General features: G+C 77.6%; 1 protein-coding gene. It reads right to left on the bottom strand.

The annotated features are described in order from the left end of the window. The coding region (locus SSOG_RS12675; RefSeq protein WP_039937372.1) for an Lhr family ATP-dependent helicase at positions 1-1,138 on the bottom strand (1,138 nt) is incomplete at both ends.

Below are 1,138 nucleotides of genomic sequence, written 5' to 3'. Positions count from 1 at the left end.
CGGCGGGCCGCCGTAACCGCCTTGACCGCCCGGGCCGCCGAAACTGCCTTGGCCGCCGTAACTGTTGTGACCGCCGAAGGCCGCACCCGCCGCCCGGTCGCGCGCCGTGCTGACCGCCCGCAGCCGGTCGACCGCGCCGTCCATCGCGAACTGCGCTGCCCCCAGCCCCTCCACCACATAGCCGCGGCGGGCCTGGCCGGTCTCCTCGAAGGCGGACAGCACCCGGTACGCGGCGGAGAAGCCGCCCTCGACCCCCTCGGCGGCGACCGCCCCGCGGGTGACCACCCCGTGCCGGTCCAGCAGGGTGCGCGCCAGGGCGTGCGCCCGGTGGGTGGGCTCGGGCTCGCGCTCCGGCAGCAGCGACCAGCGCCCGGCGACGGTCGGCGGCCCGCTGCGCGAGGCGGTGGGGCGGCCGGTGCGCCCCGTCAGCGTGCCGTAACGGCCCCGGGGGACCGTGCGCTTGGCGCGGTGCGCGGTGGCGCCCGCGGTGCGGCCCGAGCCCAGCAGGGAGCGCAGCGGGGCCAGAGTGTCGCCGGTGAGCCGGCCGGACCAGGCCAGGTCCCATATGGCCTCGGCGAGCTGGGCGTCCTGGAAGTCGTGACCGGCGGCCCGGACCTGCTCGGCGATCTGCCGGAAGAACAGCCCGAAGCCCCCGGCCAGCGCGTCCAGCACGGCCTGGTGGAGCGGCCCCGCCTCGAAGGGGTGCGGGGTGTGCAGGAGCAGCGGCGCGGTCTCGGCGAGATGGAGGGTGACCCAGCCGTCCTTGCCGGGCAGCGCGCCCGCCCCGGCCCAGACGACCTCACCGGCGGCGGCCAGCTCGTCCAGCATCGTCGGGCTGTAGTCGCCGACCCGGGAGGGCAGGACGAGCTTCTCCAGGGCGGACGCCGGAACGGGCGCGCCCTGGAGCTGCTCGATGGCGCGCACCAGCCCGTCGATGCCCCGCAGGCTGTGGGTGCCCAGATGCTGCCACTGGGGGAGGAAGGCGGCGAGCGCCGAGGGCGGTACGGGCTCCAGCTCCTGGCGCAGCGCGGCCAGCGACCGGCGGCGCAGGCGGCGCAGCACGGTGGCGTCGCACCACTCGTGCGCCGTGCCCGCCGGATGGAATTCGCCCTGGACGACGCGGCCGCTCGCGGCCAGG

Origin of the sequence: Streptomyces himastatinicus ATCC 53653, assembly GCF_000158915.1 — a bacterium.
Lineage (GTDB): Bacteria > Actinomycetota > Actinomycetes > Streptomycetales > Streptomycetaceae > Streptomyces > Streptomyces himastatinicus.
Note: the sequence above shows the minus strand (reverse complement) of the source record. Positions and strands in the feature narration are given on the sequence as shown.